This is a genomic window from Streptomyces sp. 12E, from assembly GCF_055633275.1.
In genome coordinates this window covers 4,725,667-4,742,521 of the sequence record NZ_JBVNCJ010000001.1, presented here as the reverse complement: position 1 = coordinate 4,742,521, position 16,855 = coordinate 4,725,667, and the positions used below count along the sequence as shown (strand labels likewise).

The window sequence follows — 16,855 nt, the reverse complement described above, 5'->3', positions numbered from 1 at the left end:
ACGGCTCAGCCCACCTTGATCTGGTCGTACACGGGGACGCTGAAGGGGTTGAGCCTGACGTCGGAGAGCCGTTCGGACCAGCCGGCGCTGCCGTTCTGGTACCAGAGCGGGATGGCGGCCATGTCGTCGCGGACGACCTCCTCGGCCTGCTGGAACAGGCCGACGGCCTTGGCGTCGTCGGTCTCCTGGTTGGCGCGGTCGACGAGGTCGTCGAACCGCTCGTTCGACCACTTGCCGTCGTTGGAGGAGGCGTCGGTGTAGTAGAGCGGCTGGAGGAAGTTCTGGATGAGCGGGTAGTCCATCTGCCAGCCGGCGCGGAACGGGCCCGTCATCTCGCGGTCGGTGATCCGGTTGCGGAAGTCGGCGAAGGTGCCGACCGGGTCGGCGGTGCAGGCGCGTTCGTCGTCCAGCGCGTTGTTGATGGAGTTGCAGACGGCGTTGACCCACTCGCGGTGGGAGCCGGTGTCCGCGTTGAAGGTGATCGTCACCTTGCCGCCGGGCAGCCCGCCGCCCTCCTGGATGAGCCTCTTGGCCTCGTCGGGCTTGTACGCGCACGCGTCCCCGCACAGGCCGGCCCGGAAGCCGCCGTCCTCGCCGAGGACGGGTGAGGTCCAGTCGGTGGCGGGGGTGCGGGTCCGCTGGAAGATCGTGTCGGTGATCTGCTCGCGGTCGATCGCCATGGACAGGCCCGTGCGGACCTTCTCCGAGCCGGGCTTGTTCCAGTCGTCGTCGTAGTGGGGGAAGGCGAGGGTCTGGATGATGCCGGCGGGGGTGTTGAGGTAGCGGTCGCCGAGGTCGTTCCCGACGTTCTTCAGCTGGGCGGCGGGGATGTCGTCGACGAGGTCGAGGTTGCCGGCCATCAGGTCGGTGTAGGCGGTGTTGTTGTCGGTGTAGACCTTGAGGTCGACGCCGCCGTTTTGCGCCTTGTCGGGGCCGGGGTAGTCGTCCCGGGCGCGCAGGGACATCTGCGAGCCGCGGGTGTACGAGTCGACCAGGTACGGGCCGTTGCCGACCGGCTTCCTCACCCAGGCGTCGTGGTCGTCGAAGAAGGCGCGGGGCAGCGGGGCGAAGGCGTTGTAGCCGAGGGTGTCGGGGAAGCTCGAGAACGTCTGGGTGAGCTCGACGGTGAAGGTGCGCTCGCCGGTGACCTTCAGGCCGGACAGGGTGTCGGCGGTCTGCTCGCCCTCCTCGGGGTGGACCTGGTCGTAGCCCTTGATGTAACCGAAGAAGTACGCGTTGCGCTGGTTGTTCCTCAGGCTCGCGCCGTAGTTCCAGGCGTCGACGAAGGACCGGGCGGTGACCTTCTCGCCGTTGCTGAAGGTCCAGCCGTCCTTGACGGTGACGGTGAAGTTCCGCGAGTCGGAGGTCTCGATCCTCTCGGCGAGCATGTCCTCGGCCTCGCCGGTGACCGGGTCGTACCGCTTCAGCCCGCGGAAGACCATGTCGAGGACCTTGCCGCCCTGGACCTCGTTGGTGTTGGCCGGCTCCAGCGGGTTCTGCGGGTCGCCCCAGGAGGCGCTCAGCACGGCGCCGGTGTCGCCGCCGCTGCCGTTCCCGCCCCCGCAGGCGGTCGCGGCGAGGGCGGCCGCCACCGCGCAGACGGCCCATCGGGCGTGCGTGGCTCCGCGCATCGGGTGCCTCCTCGTACGTGGGCTGGGCGCGTACGCCGGTCCTTCACGCCAATATCGAGGCAAAGGGTGCGACGCGCACACGTACGGCACCTGTACGAGGGGGACTCCAGCCGTATGTACGTATGGGACGCCCGGAAGGGGAAGTCACAAGGGCACGGGTGCGGGAGTCCTGTGCTCCCGCACCCGTGCCCCGGGTCCCTTCAGGGGGCCGGCGGTCAGGCCTTGGCCACGCCGTCCTGCTCCAGGGCCTTCAGCCCCGGGTCCATCACCACGTCCTCGGCGCGGGCCTCGGTCGTGGGCTCCTCCGGGAAGTGGCAGGCCGTCAGGTGGCCCGGCTTGCTGCCGTCGATCCGGACCAGCGGCGGCTCCTCGGTCGCGCACTTGTCCTGCGCCTTCCAGCAGCGGGTGCGGAACCGGCAGCCGGACGGCGGGGCGATCGGCGAGGGCACGTCGCCCTCGAGACGGATGCGCTCCCGCTTCTCCGCGTCGATGTCGGCGTCCGGAACCGCCGACAGCAGCGCGTGCGTGTACGGGTGGCGGGGCCGGTTGTAGATCGAGTCGCGGTCCGCGATCTCCACGATCTTGCCGAGGTACATCACCGCGACGCGCTGCGAGAAGTGCCGCACGATCGCCAGGTCGTGGGCGATGAAGACGAAGGCGATCCCCATCTCCCGCTGCACCTCCTGCAGCAGGTTCACCACCTGGGCCTGGATCGACACGTCGAGGGCCGAGACCGGCTCGTCGGCGACGATCAGCTTCGGCTCCAGCGCGATGGCCCGCGCGACGCCGATGCGCTGGCGCTGGCCGCCGGAGAACTCGTGCGGGAAGCGGTTGTAGTGCTCCGGGTTGAGACCGACGATCTCCAGGAGCTCCCGGACGCGCTTCTCGCGGCCGCCGGGCGGGTTGATCCCGTTGATCTCCATCGGGCCCGCGATGATCGTGCCCACGGTCTGCCGCGGGTTCAGCGCCGTGTACGGGTCCTGGAAGATCATCTGGATCTCGGACCTGATCGGCGCCAGCTCCCTGCGGCCGGCCCGGCTGATGTCCTTGCCCTTGTACTCGATGGTGCCCGCGGTCGGCTCGTACAGCCGGGTCAGCAGCCGGCCGGTCGTCGACTTGCCGCAGCCGGACTCGCCGACGAGGCCGAGGCTCTCCCCGGGGAAGACCTCGAAGTCGACGCCGTCGACGGCCTTGACCGCGCCGACGGTGCGCCGGATCGGGAAGCCGCCCTTGATCGGGAAGTGCTTCGTCAGACCACTGACCTTCAGCAGCGGTGCGCCGTCACCGTCCCGCTGCTGCGGGACGGTGTCGGCGACCGCCGTGGTCGTCTTGCTGTTGTCGCTCATGGTGATGCCCCAGTCGCCGGTTTCCGCTCAGCCCAGCCGGGGCTGAATCGTCTCGATGAACACCTGCTGCCGCTGCTCCACCGTCAGGTGGCAGGCGGCTCCGCGTCCTGGGCCGAGCAGCGGGCGCTCGCCCGAACAACGCTCCCCCGAGACCTTGTCGGTGAAGCCGCACCTCGGGTGGAAGGGGCAGCCCGAGGGCGGGTTGAGCAGGGAGGGCGGCGATCCGGGGATCGGCATCAGCGGCTCGTCGACGGAGGCGGAGAGCCTCGGCATCGACCCCAGCAGACCCCAGGTGTACGGGTGCTGGGGCGACTTGAGCACCTCGCGCACCGAACCGCGCTCCACGGCGCGGCCGGCGTACATCACCAGGATGTCGTCGGCCATGTTGGCGACCACGCCGAGGTCGTGGGTGATCATGATGATCGCGGAGCCGAACTCCTGCTGCAGGTCCTTGAGCAGGTCGAGGATCTGCGCCTGCACCGTCACGTCGAGCGCCGTGGTCGGCTCGTCGGCGATGAGCAGGTCCGGGTCGCAGGAGAGCGCCATGGCGATCATGGCCCGCTGCCGCATACCGCCGGAGAACTGGTGCGGGTAGTCGTCGACCCGCTTCTGCGGGTGCGGGATGCCGACCTTCTGGAGCAGGTCGATGGCGCGCACCCGGGCGTCCTTCTTGGAGGCGCCGGTGTGCTTCATGAACGGCTCGCCGATCTGCCGGCCGACCGTGTAGTACGGCGACAGCGCGGTCAGCGCGTCCTGGAAGATCATCGCCATCTTCTTGCCGCGCAGCGTCTCCAGCTGCTTCTCGCCGGCCGTGGTCAGCTCCTGGCCGTCCAGCGTGATCGACCCGTCGATGGCGGTCTTCTTGCGGTTGTGCAGGCCGAGCACGGCCAGGTTGGTCACCGACTTGCCGGAGCCGGACTCGCCCACGATGCCGAGGGTCTTGCCGCGCTCCAGGTCGAAGGAGAGCCCGTCCACCGCCTTGACGATGCCGTCGTCGGTGGAGAAGTGGACCTTGAGGTCGCGCACCGAGAGGAAGGCTTCCCCCGCGGCGGCGGCCGGAGCCTCTTCGGGCTTGGTCTGAGTGGTCACGGTGGGTTCTCCTAGGACAGACGCACGCGCGGGTCGATGACGGCGTACAGAGCGTCCACGATCAGGTTGAAGAAGATGATGAGCGCGGCACTGACCAGCATGACGCCCATCAGCATCGGCAGGTCCTTGTCGATGACGGAGTCCAGCGCGAGCCGGCCGAGCCCGGCCAGACCGAACGTCAGCTCCGTCACCATGCCGCCCGACAGCAGCGAGGACAGGTCGATGCCGAGGATGGTGATGATGGGGATGAGGGAGCCGCGCCAGGCGTAGCGGAAGAAGACGAAGTTGCCCGACATGCCCTTGGCGCGGGCCGCCTTGACGTGCTCCTCCTGAAGCTGCTCGATCATCGAGGACCGGCTCATACGAGTGTAGTTGGCGGTGAAGATGGTCGCCATGACGACCCAGGGGATCAGCAGACCCATGAACCAGCCGCCGAGGTCCTCGGAGAAGGGCACGTACTTCGGCTTGTCGAGCCAGCCCGTGCTGTAGACCAGGGCGAGCAGCACCAGCGGGCCGAGGAAGTAGATCTGCATGGAGCTGATGACCAGCGAGCCGGAGCTGAAGGTCTTGTCCACCCAGGTGCCGCGGTACTTGGCGGCCAGCATGCCGGCGCCGAGACCGACGATCAGGAAGACCAGCAGGCTGCCGACGGTCAGCGAGAGCGTCAGCGGGAAGCGGTCGAGGATGGTGTCCCAGACGTTCTGGTTGTTGGCGAAGGAGACGCCGAAGCAGGGGGCGTCGCAGTGACCGACGGCGAAGTCACGGCCGGCGAAGATGCCGATCAGGAAGTTCCAGTACTGGACGGTGACCGGCTGGTCGAGACCGAGGTTCTTGTGGATGATCTCCAGCGCGTCCGGAGTGCAGTTCTTGCCACAGGCCAGCAGCGCCGGGTCCTGCGGGATCGCGAAGAACATGAAGAAGGTGAACGCACTGATCAACACCAGGATCAGCGCCGCGCCGAACGTCCGGCGAATGAGGAATGGAAGCATGGCTGGAAGCTGCTCTCAGGACGGCGGCAATTCGGAGGGGGAGTCTGGAGACGTCCGGGGCCCGGTGGGGGGCGCTCCGCCGCGCGCCCCCCCACCGGGATCCCGGATGGGCGGTTACTTCTTGAGGAAGACCCGGGTGACGTCCACGTAGCTCGAGTCCGAGCTGTAGCGGATGCCGCCGACGTTCGAACCGAAGATCTGGAAGACCTTGGTGTAGTAGATCGGGGCGGCCGGGTTGACCTCCTTGGCGATGTACTCGCTCAGCTCACTCCACGCCTTGGTGGCCTCGGCGGTGTCGGTGATCTTCAGGATGCGCTGGATCTCCGAGTTGACGTGGTCGTCGTTGATGTGCGAGTAGTTCGACGCACCGTCCTGGATCTGCGTGCCGTCGTAGAGCGGCGGGACGACCGTGGAGGCGGACGGCCAGTCCTGGCCCCAGCCGGTCATGTACAGGTCGTAGCCGTTCTTGACCTTGCCGACCTGCTCGTACCAGGTGGCGCTGTCGATCTCCTTCTTCTGGATGTCGAGACCGATCTTCTCCAGGGCGTCGGTGATCAGCACGGCCTGCTGCTGACGGACCGGCGTGTTGGCGTAGGCGTAGACGAGGCTCTTGCCCTCGAAGCCGCCTTCCTTGATCAGCTTCTTGGCGGCCTCGATGTCGCCGTTGGGCTTCGCCTTGCGGTTGAACGGGTCGAAGGACTCGTCGTAACCCGGGGTGGTGGGCGAGGTCAGGGAGTTGGCGACCTCACCGCCGTAGGCGCCGCCGTCGGCCTTGAAGACCGCGGTGGAGGGCAGCGCGAGGGTGATGGCGTCACGGAGCTTCTTGTCCTTGACGCGGTCCATGTTGAAGTTCAGCTGCCACACGTAGGGCGCGTAGCCCTGGATCGTGCGCTTCATGGCCTCCTTGTCGCTCACCACCTTCTGGAGCTGGGTGGTGGCGACCTGACCCGTGAACATCATCGCGTTCTTGGCCTCGCCCTGGTCGGCCAGGAGGGTCTTGGTCTGGTCCTCGTCGTCGTGGTTCATCGAGATGTCGAAACCGTCGACGTACTGGTGGCGCACGGAGTCGGACTTCGCGTCCCACTCGGGGTTCTTGACCAGCTTCATGGACTTGCCGGGCTTGAAGTCGGCGATCTTGTACGGACCCGTGGCGACCGGGTCGGTGTCGTACTTCTCCTTGGTGTCCGTCTCCTCCGGGACGACGCTGTAACCGGGCATGGTCAGCATCTGCGGGAGGTCGGGCTGGGCGTTCTTGAAGTGGAAGACGACCGTCTTGTCGTCCGGCGTCTCCAGGACGTCGTCCGGCAGGTGCTTGCCCTTGAACGGACCCTCGTACGCCTTGCGGTAGGTGGTGCCGGCGCCGGACAGCCACTGCTGCAGGTAGGTCGGACCGTCGGTGATGAACGAGGCGTACAGGCGCTCGATCGTGTGGCGGATGTCCGCCGAGTTGATCGGGTTGCCGTTCTCGTCCTTCAGGTCGTCCTTCAGGGTGTAGGTCCAGGTCTTGCCGCCGTTCGAGACCTTGCCCGCGTCGGTGGCGAGGTCGCCCACGACGGTCAGGTTGCCCTGGTCGTCCTCGGAGTACTGGGTCAGGCCGCGGTAGATGAGGCGGCTGAGCAGCTTGCCGTCCGAGACGTAGATCTGACCCGGGTCCAGGTGGGAGAAGTCGTCCTCCTGGTAGACGGCCATGGTGCCGCCGGGCTTGGCGCCCGGGATCTCGGCGGCCGGACCGGTCGACGCCTTCACGTCACCGATCTGCACCGGCTTCGACTGCGACTTGGCGTCCTCTTTTTTCTTGCTGTTGTCCTTGGCCGGGCTGTCGCTGCCGCCGCCACCGCAGGCGGTGAGGGTCAGGGCGCCGGCGGCGACCGCGACGATCGCGGCCGTGGCGGCACGGTTACGGAAGATGCTCATGAGGACGGATCCACCTGCCTGTGAGTAGTGAGCACTGCTGGTACGTGGTCGGAGCCGGGCCATGCGGCGCCGGCGACCGGCCGAGCGGGAGTGTGGGGGGACTTCCCTGGTGGGCTCAGCGCCCCGTCTTGGGATCGAAGGCGTCCCGCACCGAGTCGCCGAGGAGGTTGAAGGCCACGACGAAGATCACCATGGCCACTCCGGGGAAGAGCATGTAGTACGGGTCCTGCTCCACGATGCGGGCGCCGATGGAGAACATCCGCCCCCAGTCCGGCGTGGGCTCGACGTACCCGACGCCCACGAAGGAGAGGAACGCGATACTGAGGATGGTGGAAGGCAGCATCAGCGTCGCCTGCACCAGCGTCGGCGTGACGATGTTGGGCAGCAGTTCCTTGCGGATGATGCGCCAGGGCGAGGCCCCGGAGATCCGTGCCGCCTCGATGAACTCCCGGTCGCGCAGGGAGAGCGTGGCGCCACGGACGATCCGCGCCATGCTCATCCAGCCCAGGAAGGACAGCACGATGATGATCGCGCAGGTGCGCACGTAGGTGGGCGTCTCCTTGTCCGGGGCGACGAACACCGTGGTGATGACGGGCATCGCGGCGACGAAGAACAACTGGCTGGGCAGGGCCATGAAGAAGTCGGTCATCCGGCCGAGCCAGTAGTCGATCTTCCCGCCGAAGTAGCCGCCGGCGAGGCCGATCAGCACGCCCAGCACCGTCATCAGGAGCGTCGCGACCAGCGCCGTGGCCAGCGAGGTCCGGATGCCGTACAGCAGCTGCGTGAACACGTCACGCCCCAGACCGGGCTCGATGCCGAACCAGAACTCCCCGTCGATGCCGCCGAAGGGCTTCGCCGGCATGGTGAAGAGGTCGAGGAGCTCCGGGTTCTCCTGCCCGTAGAGGGTGTACGGGTCCTTGCCGTACACCTTCGAGATCAGCGGGGCGCACGCGGCGACCACGAAGAAAAAAAGCACCACACAGGCGGAGACGACTCCGGTACGGTCGCGCTTGAAGCGCTGCCACATCAACTGGCCGGGGGAACGACCCTCGGGCTGCTTGACGCCCTCGGCGACCGCTTTTTCGGTGGTCGCTGCGAGCTCAGGGTCCAAGACAGCCGCGGACCCGGAGTCCTCGGCCTTGATTGGACTGGTCATCGTGTTCGTCCCCCGGGGGGTTGGAGAGTTGAGCGCAGCACAGATACCGGCAGGTTCTGTGGTTTGGGGGAACTTTCGCCAAGACAGTCAACGCGCGTCAAGGGCGGAAGGCATAGGGATCTCCCTACCGTTCATATTTTGAGCGAAAATTGCAAAGATTGACACCTACGCGCGCTTGACACCTCACGGGATAAACCGGCAATCCGGACAATTAGGTACAGTTTTTCGTTTACATGTCCGAAACGCGTTCGCGCGCACACCGATATCCGAACGGGCCCTCCTGGTTCCCGGCAGTCCCACCCGTAAAACCGGGGAGCGCCCGACACGGAAGGGCCGGACCCCGACGGGACGCTGTTGGCTTAATCCCCGGCTCTGATGCTTCGCCCCGTCGTTATGCGGCGGGGCGAAGTGCTGTCAGGGGGCTGGTCCGGGTGCGGGCGCGGGGCTTGTCGCCGAGCCAGGCGTTGATGCGGATGAGGTTGATCGCGGCGCCGGTGAGTTGATGCTGGAGGCTGGTCTTGGCGAGCCCGCGGTAGCGGGATCTGCGCAGGCCGCAGGCTTGCACTCCCTGGGAGATGGTCCCTTCGACCCCGGCACGGACCTTGTAGCGGTCCTTCCACTCGTCGGTCGTCTGGAGCTGCCGTGCCTGGTGGAGGGCTTCGTATTCGTGGCGGGGCCGCAGGGTGATCTCCCGGCGCTGGGCTTTCGGCGAGCTGACACAGTCCCGGAGCCTGGGGCAGGTGCGGCAGTCGGCCGGTGAGAAGCGGACCCGGATCACGGGCAGCTGTTCTTCCGAGCGGCGGTGGTGCCACTGGGTGCTGGTGATCCCGTTCGGGCAGGTCACGTGCTGGTTGTCCCAGTCGATGGTGAAGGCGTCCTGTCCGTAGGTGCTCTCACCACGGGCTTGGGCGACGGTCACCGGCCGCAGCGGCCCATGCAGGGCGACACCGTGGTCGATGCGGGCGGCGGCCAGGGCGCTGGAGTTGGCATACCCGGCGTCGACCCAGTGTTCGCCCGGGAGCAGGCCCCGTGCAGCGAGGCCGATGTGGACGACGGAGGCCATCCGGTCGTCGGGGACGGTGGCGACAGTGGTGGTCACGTTCGTCACCAGGTGCACCGTGTCGGCTTCGCACGTCTCGGTGAGGTGGACCTTGTAGCCGTCCCACATCGTGTCGCGTTTGACGCTGCCGCGTGCCTGGACGTCATACGGGGTGACCAGGCGTTTCGCCCCCGGCGGGCGGTCTTTTGGGTCCCGCCGTTCCACCTCGCTTCCCACCAGATGGAACTGCTGGACCCACATCTGCCGCAAGACCTCCACCTGCGGCAGCACCCGCAGTGCGGCAGGCGCGTCGTCCGTCCAGATCATGCGCAGCAGGCGCATCCCGTCCGCTCCGATCCGGCGCCCGACCTCGACCCGCTTGGTGCGGGCTCTGGGGAAGCGGGAGTCCTCGATCCGGGTCGCGTAGTGCGTGAACCATTCCGGTAGGGCACGGGCGCTGAGCCAGTCCGGCTCCGCTTGGGCCACCGCGTTCAGTGCCGTCCGCAAGGTCTCGCCGACCATCTCCAGCCAGTTCAGTTCACGCGCTGAGGAGAGCACATGTGTGGAGTCCGTCCGCGCCTTTCCGCCGGCTGTGACCAGCCCCCGTTTCTTGGCCGCGACCAGGATCGCGTCCAGGACACACCGTCCGGCATCCTCGCCGACCAGACGGTCCCTGAACTCCGAGAGCACTGAGAAGTCGAACCCGGGATCGGTCAGCTCCAGCCCCAGCGCGAACTTCCAGTCGATCCGGGCCCGCACCGCCTCAGCGGCCTGCCGGTCGGTCAGCCCTTCGACGAACTGCAGCACCAGCACCATCGCCAGACGTCCCGGCGACCAAGCAGGCTTCCCCCGTACCGCGAACAGACCCGCGAACTGCTCGTCCGTGAACAGCGCACCCAGCTCATCACGGACCCGGATCGCCAGGCTCCCCCTGGGGAAGGCCGCGCGCGCCACCCGCACGGTCTCCAGCGGAACTTCCCACGCCTCCTGCGGCTGCATCGACACCGACACCCTCCCCAAACACCAACGTCGGCCCTCAAGACCACAACCGGGTCTTGAAGGCCGACGTCACGCCGGAAACCGGATTAGCCAACAGCGTCCCGACGGGGTCCGGCCCTCACCGCCGTCCCGGCGGGCCGGGGCCCGACGGGACGGCGTCACCTCAGCAGTACGCCTTGGCCGCCCGCTTGGCCGTGCCCTTCTTGGGCGACTCGCTGCACTTCACCGCACCCTCGGCCTGGACGTTCCAGCTACGGGCCTTGCCGTAGCCCTTCTTGCCGAAGCCGGTGCCCTTGGAGTTGCAGGTCTTGGCCGTGTAGTAGCCGGACGCCTTCTTGACGCCGCTGAACACCACGTAGACGCCCGGCTTGGTGAAGTTGAACGTGACCGACTCGCTCTTCTCCTTGGTCTTCTCCCCCGCCTTGGAGAGCGTCCCGGAGACATGGGCGTCCATGCTGGAGATGACCCAGTTGGCCGAGTAGCTGGCGCCCCCGGTCACTTCGCGCCCCGAGCTGACCGTCTTGCGGTAGGTCGCCGTCTTGGTGTAGCTGCCGGTGCCGTGCTTGGGGATGTTGATCTGCTTGGCGTGGGTGATCACCCAGCCCTTGTCCAGGCTGGTCCAGGACGCGGACTTGTAGCCGGGCTCACAGACGATCGGCGCGGCACCGGCCGCGCCCGCCGGGCCGAGCGTCACCAGGGAGACGGCGGCCACACCGGTGGCCACGACCGTCGACAGGAATCTCTTGCTCATACCGCTGCCCCCGTTTTTCCTCGGCGGCCCGCAGCGCGGGCCGCACGGTCACTGCCCCGTCTCGGTTGACGAGGCCCGGTCAAGCTATGCCAGGGGCCCGGGAGGACCCAGTGATTTGAGTGAGACTTGAGCAACTAAAATTGGAATAAAACATTCCATATGTTCCCCGCAGGTACGGAACAGCGGTCCCGTCCGCTGCCCCGTACCATGGGGTGAGGCCGAGGCGTGTTCAGCCCGGCAGGACCCGCACACCACAGACGCTCGTGCGGGGCATTCCTCAGCATCCCGGGAGTACGCCTTATATGGCCACGCGCCACGACATCCGCAACGTCGCCATCGTCGCCCACGTCGACCACGGCAAGACCACCATCGTCGACGGCATGCTCAAGCAGGCCGGCGCCTTCGCCGCGCACCAGCTCGACCAGGTCGACGACCGCATGATGGACTCGAACGACCTGGAGCGTGAGAAGGGCATCACGATCCTCGCCAAGAACACGGCGGTGAAGTACCACCCCAAGGACGGCGGGGAGCCCATCACGATCAACATCATCGACACCCCCGGCCACGCCGACTTCGGCGGCGAGGTCGAGCGCGGCCTGTCGATGGTCGACGGTGTGGTGCTGCTGGTGGACGCCTCCGAGGGCCCGCTGCCGCAGACCCGCTTCGTACTGCGCAAGGCGCTGCAGCAGCGGCTGCCGATCATCCTCTGCATCAACAAGACGGACCGTCCGGACGCCCGCATCGACGAGGTCGTCAACGAGACCTACGACCTCTTCCTCGACCTGGACGCCGACGAGGACCAGATCGAGTTCCCCATCGTCTACGCCTGCGGCCGGGACGGCGTGGCCTCCCTGACCAAGCCGGACGACGGCACGGTCCCGGCCGACTCCGACTCGCTGGAGCCGTTCTTCTCCACGATCCTGGAGCACATCCCGGCCCCCACCTACGACGAGGACGCCCCGCTCCAGGCCCACGTCACCAACCTCGACGCCGACAACTTCCTCGGCCGCATCGCGCTGCTCCGCGTCCACCAGGGCGAGCTGAAGAAGGGGCAGACGGTCGCCTGGATGAAGCGCGACGGCACCGTCAGCAACGTGCGCATCTCCGAGCTGATGATGACCGAGGCGCTCACCCGCAAGCCCGCCGAGAAGGCCGGCCCCGGTGACATCTGCGCGGTCGCCGGCATCCCGGACATCATGATCGGCGAGACCCTGGCCGACCAGGAGAACCCGGTCGCGCTGCCGCTGATCACGGTGGACGAGCCGGCGATCTCCATGACCATCGGCACCAACACCTCCCCGCTGGTCGGCCGCGGCGCCACCGGCAAGGGCGCCGACAACAAGGCGGCCGTCAAGGACCGCAAGGTCACCGCCCGCCAGGTCAAGGACCGCCTGGACCGCGAGCTGATCGGCAACGTCTCGCTGCGCGTCCTGGACACCGACCGCCCCGACGCCTGGGAGGTGCAGGGCCGCGGCGAGCTGGCGCTGGCCATCCTGGTCGAGCAGATGCGCCGCGAGGGCTACGAGCTCACCGTCGGCAAGCCGCAGGTGGTCACCAAGGACGTCGACGGCAAGGTCCACGAGCCGGTCGAGCGCATGACCATCGACGTCCCCGAGGAGCACATGGGCGCGGTCACGCAGCTCATGGGCGTCCGCAAGGGCCGGATGGACAACATGTCCAACCACGGCTCGGGCTGGGTGCGCATGGAGTTCGTGGTGCCCTCCCGCGGTCTGATCGGCTTCCGCACGGAGTTCCTGACCCAGACCCGCGGCACGGGCATCGCCCACTCCATCCACGAGGGTCACGAGCCCTGGTTCGGCGCGCTCACCACCCGTAACAACGGCTCCCTGGTCGCCGACCGCTCCGGCGCCGTCACCGCGTTCGCGATGACCAACCTCCAGGAGCGCGGCGTACTGTTCGTCGAGCCCGGCACCGAGGTGTACGAGGGCATGATCGTCGGCGAGAACTCCCGTGCCGACGACATGGACGTCAACATCACCAAGGAGAAGAAGCTCACCAACATGCGGTCGTCCTCGGCCGATTCGTTCGAGGCGATCGTGCCGCCGCGCAAGCTGTCGCTGGAGCAGTCCCTGGAGTTCTGCCGCGACGACGAGTGCGTGGAGGTCACCCCGGAGGCGGTCCGCATCCGCAAGGTGAACCTGGACGCCCGCGAGCGCGCCCGCGCCGCGAGCCGCGCCAAGCACGGCTGACCCGGACACGCGAGCGGCACGTCCCCGGCGGGGGCGTGCCGCTCTCACGTGTGCGCGTCAGTCCCCGGCGCTCCGCCCGCCCGGGGTGCCCGTCGGCCCCTGTGCGGACTTCTTCAGGAAGCCCATGTCCTCGTACACCGGCGTGCGGAACCCGAACGCGCCGGCGTTGGCCAGGTTCTTGCGGGCGGCGGTGAGCTGGGGGCGCTGGTAGAGGGGGATGGAGCCGGCCGCCGCCCAGATGCGGGAGTCCGCCTTGCGGAGCAGGGCGCGGCGCTCGGAGTCGTCGAGCGTGGTGACGGCCTGGTCGAAGAGCTGGTCGACCTGGTCGGTGCCGACGCGGGTGTAGTTCTGCTCCACGTTCAGGGAGCCGTCCGCGGCCGGGACCGGTTTGGCGTAGACGGGGCGGGCGTCGGTGGCGGGGTAGGCGGTCGCGGGCCAGGAGTACAGGGCGAGGTCGTACGCGCCGGACGCGATGTGGTCCTTGAAGTAGCTCTCGTCGTCGACCTCGGAGATCTTCGTGCCGATGCCGATCCGCTCCAGCATCGTCGCGACCCGGTCGGCCACGGTGCGCAGCGTGTCCGAACCCGGCCCCGAGGGCAGGACGAAGCGGAGGGTGAGCGCCTTGCCGTCCTTGGCGACGCGGGCGCTCCCGGCCCGGGCCGGGGCGGCGGTGCCCCGGGGGGCGTAGGCGCCGGGGGCACCGTCGCCCCGCTTCAGCGGCCCGGTGTCGGTACCGGAATCCCGCGGAGCCTTGCCGCCGTCCCCACCGTCCCCGTTGCTCCCGTCGTCCTCTCCGACGATGTACGTGCCGTCGTCGCCGTCCTCGGACTCGCTCCCGTCGTCGCCCTCCGAGGAGCCGGCCGCCTCCTCCTCGTCCTTCTCCTTCTCCTTCTCCTTCTTCACCGGCCCGCCCGGCTCCCAGCCGGCGTCCGCGAGCAGCGCCCGCGCCTCCTTGGCGTCCTGCTCGCCGAGGGCTCCGCTGCCGTCGGCGTAGGCGGCCTGGCCGGACAGCGCGAGATGGCTGCCGAGGGGCTCGGCGGGCAGGCCGAGCGGTTCCAGGACCGCCTCGGCGATGGCCTCGCGGTCCAGCGCCCGGGCCACGGCGCGGCGGACCCGCTCGTCGGCGAGGGGGCCCTCAGCGCCGTTGAGGGCGAGCTGGGTGTAGGCGGGCTCGAGCGACTTGCGCACCTCGAAGCCGCCGAGGGCCTTCTGCTGACGGGCGTACTTCGCGGCCTTCTCGCGCAGCTTCTCGCGGGCGGAGACCTCCTCGTCGGCGGCCTCCTCGTCGGAGCCGTGGGCGACGGCCCAGGAGTGCAGCGCGTCCGCGGCGGACCGGTCCGCGCCGGGGCCCGCCAGAGGGCTGTTCCCGTCCCGCGGCAGCGCGGCGGCGGTGATGCGGCGGGCGGCGGCCGGGCCGATCTCGGCCAGGTCGACGGTGCCGGCGGCGAGCGCGGAGATCCGCTTGTCGTGGGGCACGGCCCGCAGCACGATCTTGGAGAGCCTCGCCGGGTCGCCCCACCAGCGCGTGCTGCGGGCGAGGGTGACCTCGTCCTCCCCGGTGTCGACCTTCCGCACCGTGAAGGGCCCGGCGGTGACCTTGAGCTTCTTGCGGGCCCCGTCGTTGAAGGAGTCCGGGGCGCCCATGACCTGCTTCGGGTACAGCGGCGTGAACAGCGACTTCCAGTCGGCGTAGGGACGGCTGAAGGTGACCTTGACCTCGAGGTCGTTCCGGCCCCGCTCGACCTTCTCGATGTGGTCGTAGCCGGCGTTGCGGGCGGTCCAGTAGGCGGTGTCCTTCCCCGACAGGGCGCGCCACTGGGCGGCGAAGTCGGCGGCGCCGATCTCGCGGCCGTCGCTCCAGACGGCCTGCTGGTTGAGCCGGTAGAGGACCACCTGTCTGGGCTCGGTGTCGACGACCTCGGCGGACTCCAGGTAGTCGGGGTTGCGCACCGGCCGGCCCCGGCCGTCCGTCCGGTACATCGACGGCAGGACGGCCTGGGCGATCCGGGTGGTGGTGGCGTCGGCGTCCGACTGGAAGGTGTTCAGGGTGTCCGGAACGGTGTCCACGGCCCAGCGCAGGGTGCCCCCGTCGGCGATCAGGGTCCGGTCGGCGCGCGCGATGTCCGCTCCCGCGAGGGGCTTGCCCGCCGGGTCGTCGGAGCCGCATCCGGCCAGCACGGGCACCGCGAGCACGCCCGCCGTGAGGAAGGCGGCCGAGCGCAGAGCCGCGCGCGGACCGACGCCGTCGTGGGACATCTCTGAGTACCTCCGGGAAGCCGCGGGCGTTACGATCACTTTTGGTGGTATTTGGAGCTCATCCGATGTATGCGGCCCACTGAAGAGGAAAGGGTTCGGCAACCCGGGGCGACACGGCGACCACGGACGGCAAGCCCACCCGTGCGGCGCAAAGCACCGCTCGGTGCACCCGTACGCCTCGGCCAATCGATGCACATCCCTTCACAGCGCAAGGTGTGACGCGCAACACTCTCAGGCGCATGAACGTTGCCGCCTTGGGCCTGAAGGACCCGTGGAAGTGAGGTCACGTCATGTCCGTGCACGAGGAACTGAGATCCGTCCAGCGCTGTCTCGACGACCTGGTCCGGTCGGTGGGGCGCCTGGAGAACCAGCTGGGCAGCGGCGGCCTGGAGATGCGCCGCGTCCGCACCGACACCGATCACCTGCGCGAGAGCGTCGCGCTGCTGCGGGAGACGGCCGCCGTCGGCACGGCCCCGCAGAAACGCCCCGATCTCGTGACCATCTCCGACACTCCGTACGACCCCTCGCTGTGGGTGGACACGGACGACGAGGGTCTCGGCGCCCACGACCGGCGCGCCCCCTGACCCCCGCCGATCGCGGCGCCCCCCGACCCCTACCGGAGTGGACAAGTGGCCACTGGCACGGAACCTCCCGCCACAGGACCCCGTCACCGAAGCGGCGGTGTGAGAACCGCTGCGCGGGCCGCGATCGCCGCCCCGCACCTGCGGACCGACCGCTGGTGGCTGGCCCCGGCCGCCACCGCGGCCGGGCTGCTCGCCTTCGTCGTCTACTCGACCTGGCGGGCCTTCGCGAACGCCGACTACTACGCGGCGCCGTACGTCTCGCCGTTCTACTCGCCGTGCCTCGCGGAGAACTGCGAGCCGATGAAGGGCGGGCCGAACTGGGAGCTGTTCGGAAGCTGGTGGGGCATCTCGCCGGCGATCATCATCCTGATCTTCCCGCTCGGCTTCCGGCTGACCTGCTACTACTACCGCAAGGCCTACTACCGGGGCTTCTGGGCGTCCCCGCCGGCCTGCGCGGTGGCCGAGCCGCACGCCAAGTACACCGGGGAGACCCGCTTCCCGCTGATCCTGCAGAACGTCCACCGGTACTTCTTCTACGCGGCGGTCCCGGTCGCCGGCATCCTGACCTACGACACCGTGCTCGCCTTCCGCGACGAGCACTACGCCTGGGGCCACATGGGGCTGGGCACCCTGGTGTTCCTGGTCAACATCGCGCTGATCTGGGCGTACACCCTCTCCTGTCACTCCTGCCGGCACATCGTCGGCGGGAAGCTGAAGCACTTCTCGAAGCATCCGGTGCGCTACCGGATGTGGCAGTGGGTGGGCCGGCTGAACGCACGGCACATGCAGCTCGCCTGGGCGTCGCTGCTGAGCGTGGCGCTCGCCGACCTCTACGTGTACCTCGTCGCGTCCGGTGTCTTCGACGATCCGCGCTTCTTCTAGCTGGGGGCT

Annotated in this window: 12 protein-coding genes; 3 read left to right on the top strand and 9 right to left on the bottom strand. The window is 68.5% G+C overall.

Features of this window, described 5'->3' with window-relative positions; genetic code table 11:
* Window positions 1-5: 5 nt before the first annotated feature.
* The 8 genes from ACZ8ZB_RS22095 to ACZ8ZB_RS22060 form a co-directional block, all read right to left on the bottom strand.
* Window positions 6-1,631, bottom strand: coding sequence for a peptide ABC transporter substrate-binding protein (locus tag ACZ8ZB_RS22095; RefSeq protein ID WP_470739392.1), 1,626 nt, complete (start codon window positions 1,629-1,631; stop codon window positions 6-8).
* Between the two features lie 215 nt (window positions 1,632-1,846).
* Complete coding sequence (locus tag ACZ8ZB_RS22090; protein WP_470739391.1) at window positions 1,847-2,977, bottom strand: ABC transporter ATP-binding protein; 1,131 nt, start codon at window positions 2,975-2,977, stop codon at window positions 1,847-1,849.
* Window positions 2,978-3,004: 27 nt separating this feature from the next.
* A complete protein-coding gene (locus ACZ8ZB_RS22085) occupies window positions 3,005-4,066 on the bottom strand; it encodes an ABC transporter ATP-binding protein (protein WP_470739390.1) in 1,062 nt (353 codons plus the stop codon).
* 11 nt (window positions 4,067-4,077) lie between these two features.
* Window positions 4,078-5,055 carry an ABC transporter permease gene (locus ACZ8ZB_RS22080; protein ID WP_470739389.1) on the bottom strand — a complete coding sequence of 326 codons (978 nt, stop codon included), beginning with the start codon at window positions 5,053-5,055 and terminating at the stop codon, window positions 4,078-4,080.
* 114 nt (window positions 5,056-5,169) lie between these two features.
* Window positions 5,170-6,969 (bottom strand): ABC transporter substrate-binding protein, encoded by a 1,800-nt coding sequence (locus ACZ8ZB_RS22075; RefSeq protein WP_470739388.1) that lies wholly within the window; start codon window positions 6,967-6,969, stop codon window positions 5,170-5,172.
* A gap of 115 nt (window positions 6,970-7,084) precedes the next feature.
* The gene (locus tag ACZ8ZB_RS22070) at window positions 7,085-8,125 is read right to left on the bottom strand and encodes an ABC transporter permease (protein WP_470739387.1); all 1,041 of its coding nucleotides are present in this window, start codon (window positions 8,123-8,125) and stop codon (window positions 7,085-7,087) included.
* A 391-nt stretch (window positions 8,126-8,516) separates the two neighbouring features.
* Window positions 8,517-10,169, bottom strand: a complete 1,653-nt coding sequence (locus ACZ8ZB_RS22065) for an IS1182 family transposase (protein ID WP_470739386.1) — start codon at window positions 10,167-10,169, stop codon at window positions 8,517-8,519.
* A gap of 157 nt (window positions 10,170-10,326) precedes the next feature.
* The gene (locus ACZ8ZB_RS22060) at window positions 10,327-10,914 is read right to left on the bottom strand and encodes a hypothetical protein (RefSeq protein ID WP_470739385.1); all 588 of its coding nucleotides are present in this window, start codon (window positions 10,912-10,914) and stop codon (window positions 10,327-10,329) included.
* A 302-nt stretch (window positions 10,915-11,216) separates the two neighbouring features.
* Between ACZ8ZB_RS22060 and typA the strand changes: the two genes are divergently transcribed.
* Entirely contained in the window at window positions 11,217-13,124 is a 1,908-nt protein-coding gene (gene typA / locus ACZ8ZB_RS22055; protein WP_470739384.1) for a translational GTPase TypA, read from the top strand.
* A 57-nt stretch (window positions 13,125-13,181) separates the two neighbouring features.
* On the opposite strand, the gene ACZ8ZB_RS22050 is transcribed toward typA, so the two are convergent.
* The gene (locus tag ACZ8ZB_RS22050; RefSeq protein WP_470739383.1) at window positions 13,182-15,380 is read right to left on the bottom strand and encodes an ABC transporter family substrate-binding protein; all 2,199 of its coding nucleotides are present in this window, start codon (window positions 15,378-15,380) and stop codon (window positions 13,182-13,184) included.
* Between the two features lie 290 nt (window positions 15,381-15,670).
* On the opposite strand from ACZ8ZB_RS22050, the gene ACZ8ZB_RS22045 reads away from it, so the two are divergent.
* Together ACZ8ZB_RS22045 and ACZ8ZB_RS22040 are read left to right on the top strand one after the other, a co-directional pair.
* The gene (locus ACZ8ZB_RS22045) at window positions 15,671-15,964 is read left to right on the top strand and encodes a hypothetical protein (RefSeq protein ID WP_470739382.1); all 294 of its coding nucleotides are present in this window, start codon (window positions 15,671-15,673) and stop codon (window positions 15,962-15,964) included.
* A gap of 45 nt (window positions 15,965-16,009) precedes the next feature.
* Complete coding sequence (locus ACZ8ZB_RS22040) at window positions 16,010-16,846, top strand: hypothetical protein (RefSeq protein WP_470739381.1); 837 nt, start codon at window positions 16,010-16,012, stop codon at window positions 16,844-16,846.
* Window positions 16,847-16,855 lie beyond the last annotated feature (9 nt).

Bases quoted from the DNA above. Each gene is read 5' to 3' on its own strand.
- ACZ8ZB_RS22095 (WP_470739392.1), bottom strand. From the start codon at position 1,631: ATGCGCGGAGCCACGCACGCCCGATGGGCCGTCTGCGCGGTGGCGGCC.
- ACZ8ZB_RS22045 (WP_470739382.1), top strand. From the start codon at position 15,671: ATGTCCGTGCACGAGGAACTGAGATCCGTCCAGCGCTGTCTCGACGAC.
- ACZ8ZB_RS22060 (WP_470739385.1), bottom strand. From the start codon at position 10,914: ATGAGCAAGAGATTCCTGTCGACGGTCGTGGCCACCGGTGTGGCCGCC.
- typA (WP_470739384.1), top strand. From the start codon at position 11,217: ATGGCCACGCGCCACGACATCCGCAACGTCGCCATCGTCGCCCACGTC.
- ACZ8ZB_RS22075 (WP_470739388.1), bottom strand. From the start codon at position 6,969: ATGAGCATCTTCCGTAACCGTGCCGCCACGGCCGCGATCGTCGCGGTC.
- ACZ8ZB_RS22070 (WP_470739387.1), bottom strand. From the start codon at position 8,125: ATGACCAGTCCAATCAAGGCCGAGGACTCCGGGTCCGCGGCTGTCTTG.
- ACZ8ZB_RS22050 (WP_470739383.1), bottom strand. From the start codon at position 15,380: ATGTCCCACGACGGCGTCGGTCCGCGCGCGGCTCTGCGCTCGGCCGCC.
- ACZ8ZB_RS22080 (WP_470739389.1), bottom strand. From the start codon at position 5,055: ATGCTTCCATTCCTCATTCGCCGGACGTTCGGCGCGGCGCTGATCCTG.
- ACZ8ZB_RS22090 (WP_470739391.1), bottom strand. From the start codon at position 2,977: ATGAGCGACAACAGCAAGACGACCACGGCGGTCGCCGACACCGTCCCG.